The organism is Streptomyces sp. NPDC058741 (assembly GCF_042746715.1).
GTDB lineage: Bacteria > Actinomycetota > Actinomycetes > Streptomycetales > Streptomycetaceae > Streptomyces.
Window position 1 is genome coordinate 1 of the sequence record NZ_JBHYQH010000092.1, and the last position, 4955, is coordinate 4955.

Consider the following 4955-nt stretch of genomic DNA (forward strand, 5'->3'; position numbering starts at 1 on the left):
TGCGGGAGGGGCCGGGCCGCATAACGGTCCGGCCCCTCCCGCATGTCACGGGGACCCCGGCAGGGCCTCAGTGCGGGCGGTACTCGTCCGCCCAGGCCTCCACCGAGTCGGCCGCCCGGTCGAAGGCCTGGGCCCGGCCGAGGAAGTCCGCGTCGTGCGTGGACATCAGCGGCGGCACCCCCTGGGAGGCCAGGCCCTCACGCTCGATCAGCAGCGCCTGGCCCTGCACGGTCCGGGGAAGCCCCAGCCAGCGCACCGGCTGCTGCACCGTGCGCACGGCGACGACCTGCTCCCATGGCGCCGTACGCGTCGTGAAGAAGCCCACGTGGCGCAGCCCCTGCGCGCTCACCCACACGCCCATGCGCAGCAGTCGCAGCGCCCCCGCGATGACGAGCAGCGCCAGAGCGAACACCAGCCCCGCCGAAGCCGGTTCGGCCGTCACCGCGATGATGACGGCCGCGAACAGCACGAACGCGGCGAGCAGCAACGCCAGCGCCGCCGACCCCACACGCCACGGCCCCGGCCGGTACGGCCGCCGCCAGCGGTCACGGTCGTCGTACGGCAGCGGAACGTCGTCCGTCGCCTCGAAAACGCGGTCGGCCGTCAGGAAGGGCAGGGGCACGGGGGGTCCTCACTCGATCCATGCGTGGGCTGTGCCCGGTGAGGCTACCGATCCGTTTCCCCGGTCACCACCGTCGGGGCCGGATGGAGTCACGGCCTGCGTCAGGCAGTTCAGTGCTTCTCGGACGCCTGTGACGTCTGGGGATGCTGCGGCGCGTGGTCGGGCGTCAGCGCGGGCGTCCCGACGACCAGGGCCCCCACGAGCCCCGCCACGATGGTCAGGCCCAGCAGCCAGCCGCCGGCCCTCTCGCCGATCGACTGCCTCTCGGGCGGTGGGGGAGTGACATTGCTGCGGAACCTGTCGGCTTCGGCGACGAAGGCGAACGATACGGGTTCACGCCGACCGGACATCAGGGGTGCGTCTCCCTTCGGGGTGGAACGGATCACTCTCGTCCGTAGGACGAACGAGCTCCCCCAGAGGTGCCCTCTTTCACCGACTTCATTGCGGCACGTCACTGAACGTAGAGTGGCGTCGCCCAGAGACGTAACGGAAGGCCCCGCGAACCGTGACCGAGACCCCCGACGACGATTTCAAGATCGACTTGCGCAGCGATGTCACCGTCGAGCTGGTGAAACACAGCGCGGCCGACGCCGACGTGCTGTTCGCGGCGCGGGTGTCCACCCTGGGGGAGCAGTCCCTCGAGGAACTGCAGAAGGACCCCGAGCGCTCGAAAGGCCTGATCAACTTCCTCATGCGGGACCGGCACGGCAGCCCGTTCGAGCACAACTCCATGACCTTCTTCGTGCGCGCGCCGATCTTCGTCTTCCGCGAGTTCATGCGGCACCGCGTGGGTTGGTCGTACAACGAGGAGAGCGGCCGCTACCGGGAGCTCCAGCCCGTCTTCTACGTCCCGGACACCTCGCGGAAGCTGATCCAGCAGGGGCGCCCGGGCAAGTACGAGTTCGTCGAGGGCACCCCCGAGCAGCACCAGCTCGTCGGTGCGGCCATGGAGGACGCCTACCGCCAGGCGTACCGGCAGTACCGGCAGATGCTGGCGGCCGGCGTCGCCCGCGAGGTCGCCCGCGCGGTCCTGCCGGTCGGCCTGTACTCCTCGATGTACGCCACCTGCAACGCCCGCTCGCTGATGCACTTCCTCGGTCTGCGCACCCAGCACGAGCTGGCGAAGGTGCCGTCCTTCCCGCAGCGCGAGATCGAGATGGTCGGCGAGAAGATGGAGGCCGAGTGGGCCCGGCTCATGCCGCTCACCTACGCCGCCTTCAACGCCAACGGACGCGTGGCGCCGTAGAGCGCCCCGCTTCCCCGGTCCGGTACGGAGTCCGGCACAGATGTGCGGTTCAGCCGTGCGAAGTGTCCGTATTGCGGCATTTCATGAAGTTCATCTAGCCTGATCAAACGGGTCCGGCACTGCTTGAACCCCCGAGCAGGCAGTGCCGGGCTCCACCTTTGTCATGACTCGTCGGGTCCCCCGAGGGCAGACCCGGTCCTGAGCAACGAGTAGCGTGTAACCCATGGCTCCGACCTCGACTCCGCAGACCCCCTTCGGGCGGGTCCTCACCGCCATGGTCACGCCCTTCGCGGCAGACGGCGCACTCGACCTCGACGGCGCGCAGCGACTCGCCACCCACCTGGTGGACGCAGGCAACGACGGCCTGATCGTCAACGGAACCACCGGCGAGTCCCCGACCACCAGCGACGCGGAGAAGGCGGACCTCGTACGGGCCGTCCAGGAGGCCGTGGGCGACCGCGCGCACGTCGTGGCCGGAGTCGGCACCAACGACACCCACCACAGCATCGAACTCGCCCGCGCGGCCGAGCGCGCCGGCGCACACGGCCTGCTCGTCGTGACGCCGTACTACAACAAGCCCCCGCAGGAGGGCCTCTACCGGCACTTCACGGCCGTCGCCGACGCCACCGGCCTGCCGGTCATGCTCTACGACATCCCCGGCCGCAGCGGCGTCCCCATCAACACGGAGACGCTCGTCCGCCTCGCCGCGCACCCCCGGATCGTCGCCAACAAGGACGCCAAGGGCGACCTCGGCCGCGCCAGCTGGGCCATCGCCCGCTCCGGCCTCGCCTGGTACTCCGGCGACGACATGCTGAACCTGCCCCTGCTCTCCGTCGGCGCCGTCGGCTTCGTGTCCGTCGTCGGCCATGTGGTCACCCCCGAGCTGCGCGCCCTGGTCGAGGCGTACATCGCGGGCGACGTCCAGAAGGCCACGGAGATCCACCAGAAGCTGCTCCCCGTCTACACCGGCATGTTCCGCACCCAGGGCGTGATGACCACCAAGGCGGCCCTCGCGCTCCAGGGACTGCCCGCCGGCCCCCTGCGCGCCCCCATGATCGAGTGCGCGCCGGAGGAGATCGAGCAACTCAAGATCGATCTCGCCGCCGGCGGGGTACAGCTCTGACACCAGACTTCGCGCGGACACCCGCGCACGAGCTTCACAACTGAATAAGCGGGCCGCCGGTGCCCGCACCGCACCGAAAACGACAACTGCTTCTGCACGAACGTCACGCGCGCCACGTGCCCACCGGTACGTGGCGCGTGTGGTGAGGAGAGTCTTTTGAGTCATCCGCATCCTGAACTCGGCTCGCCCCCGCCGCTTCCCGAAGGCGGCCTGCGGGTCACCCCGCTCGGCGGCCTCGGCGAGATCGGCCGGAACATGACCGTCTTCGAGTACGGCGGCCGCCTGCTGATCGTCGACTGCGGCGTGCTCTTCCCCGAGGAGGAGCAGCCCGGGATCGACCTGATCCTGCCGGACTTCTCGTCCGTCAGGGACCGCCTCGACGACATCGAGGGCATCGTCCTCACGCACGGCCACGAGGACCACATCGGCGGTGTCCCCTTCCTCCTGCGCGAGAAGCCGGACATCCCGCTGATCGGCTCCAAGCTGACCCTCGCCCTGATCGAGGCCAAGCTCCAGGAGCACCGCATCCGCCCGTACACCCTCGAGGTCGTCGAGGGGAACCGCGAGCGCATCGGCCCCTTCGACTGCGAGTTCATCGCGGTCAACCACTCCATCCCGGACGCGCTGGCCGTCGCCATCCGCACCCCGGCCGGCATGGTGGTCCACACCGGCGACTTCAAGATGGACCAGCTCCCGCTGGACAGCCGCCTCACCGACCTGCACGCCTTCGCCCGCCTGAGCGAGGAGGGCATCGACCTCCTCCTCTCGGACTCCACGAACGCCGAGGTGCCGGGGTTCGTCCCGCCCGAGCGCGACATCTCCAACGTCCTGCGCCAGGTCTTCGCCGGCGCCCGCAAGCGCATCATCGTCGCGAGCTTCGCCAGCCACGTGCACCGCATCCAGCAGATCCTGGACGCGGCGTACGAGTACGGCCGCCGGGTCGCCTTCGTGGGCCGCTCCATGGTCCGCAACATGGGCATCGCCCGGGACCTGGGCTACCTGAAGGTGCCGCCCGGTCTGGTCGTCGACGTCAAGACGCTGGACGACCTGCCGGACAACGAGGTGGTCCTCGTCTGCACGGGTTCCCAGGGCGAACCGATGGCCGCCCTGTCCCGCATGGCCAACCGCGACCACCAGATCCGCATCGTCCAGGGCGACACGGTGATCCTCGCGTCGTCCCTGATCCCCGGCAACGAGAACGCGGTCTACCGCGTGATCAACGGCCTGACCCGCTGGGGCGCCAACGTCGTCCACAAGGGCAACGCCAAGGTCCACGTCTCCGGCCACGCCTCCGCGGGCGAGCTGCTGTACTTCTACAACATCTGCCGCCCGAGGAACCTGATGCCGGTCCACGGCGAATGGCGCCACCTGCGCGCCAACGCCGAGCTGGGCGCCCTCACGGGTGTCCCGCACGACCGCATCGTCATCGCCGAGGACGGCGTCGCCGTCGACCTCGTCCAGGGCAAGGCGAAGATCTCCGGCAAGGTCCAGGCGGGCTACGTCTACGTCGACGGCCTCTCCGTCGGTGACGTGGGCGAGCCGGCCCTCAAGGACCGCAAGATCCTCGGCGACGAGGGCATCATCTCGGTGTTCGTCGTCATGGACGCGTCCACCGGCAAGATCACCGGCGGCCCGCACATCCAGGCCCGCGGCTCCGGCATCGAGGACTCCGCCTTCGGCGGGGTGATCCCCAGGATCACGGAGGTCCTCGAGCGTTCCGCCCAGGACGGGGTGGTCGAACCCCACCAGCTGCAGCAGCTGGTGCGCCGCACCCTGGGCAAGTGGGTCTCGGACACCTACCGGCGCCGGCCGATGATCCTGCCCGTGGTGGTGGAGGTCTGACGGCCCGTCGGGCCTGAGCCCGTGCCAACTGGGAGCGGGGGGCCCCGGATTTGAAAGATGCGCCCCCCCCCCCTAAGTTTTGAAAAACAAAACACCGGGGCCAAGTGGGGACAAAAGTGAAC

5 protein-coding genes are annotated in these 4955 nt (G+C 69.5%); 3 read left to right on the forward strand and 2 right to left on the reverse strand.

Annotated features, from left to right (window positions below):
- Positions 1-67 precede the first annotated feature (67 nt).
- Together ACFW6P_RS31900 and ACFW6P_RS31905 are read right to left on the reverse strand one after the other, a co-directional pair.
- A complete protein-coding gene (locus tag ACFW6P_RS31900; RefSeq protein ID WP_386360105.1) occupies positions 68-622 on the reverse strand; it encodes a PH domain-containing protein in 555 nt (184 codons plus the stop codon).
- Positions 623-732: 110 nt separating this feature from the next.
- On the reverse strand, positions 733-972 hold the full coding sequence (locus ACFW6P_RS31905; RefSeq protein WP_386360102.1) for a hypothetical protein: 240 nt from the start codon (positions 970-972) through the stop codon (positions 733-735).
- A 155-nt stretch (positions 973-1127) separates the two neighbouring features.
- Here ACFW6P_RS31905 and thyX point away from each other — a divergent pair, with 155 nt between their 5' ends.
- The 3 genes from thyX (at position 1128) to ACFW6P_RS31920 (ending at position 4833) form a co-directional block, all read left to right on the forward strand.
- Entirely contained in the window at positions 1128-1868 is a 741-nt protein-coding gene (gene thyX, locus ACFW6P_RS31910; RefSeq protein ID WP_386360099.1) for an FAD-dependent thymidylate synthase, read from the forward strand.
- 223 nt (positions 1869-2091) lie between these two features.
- Positions 2092-2991 carry a 4-hydroxy-tetrahydrodipicolinate synthase gene (gene dapA / locus ACFW6P_RS31915; RefSeq protein ID WP_386360097.1) on the forward strand — a complete coding sequence of 300 codons (900 nt, stop codon included), beginning with the start codon at positions 2092-2094 and terminating at the stop codon, positions 2989-2991.
- A gap of 156 nt (positions 2992-3147) precedes the next feature.
- Positions 3148-4833, forward strand: coding sequence for a ribonuclease J (locus tag ACFW6P_RS31920; RefSeq protein ID WP_386360094.1), 1686 nt, complete (start codon positions 3148-3150; stop codon positions 4831-4833).
- Positions 4834-4955 lie beyond the last annotated feature (122 nt).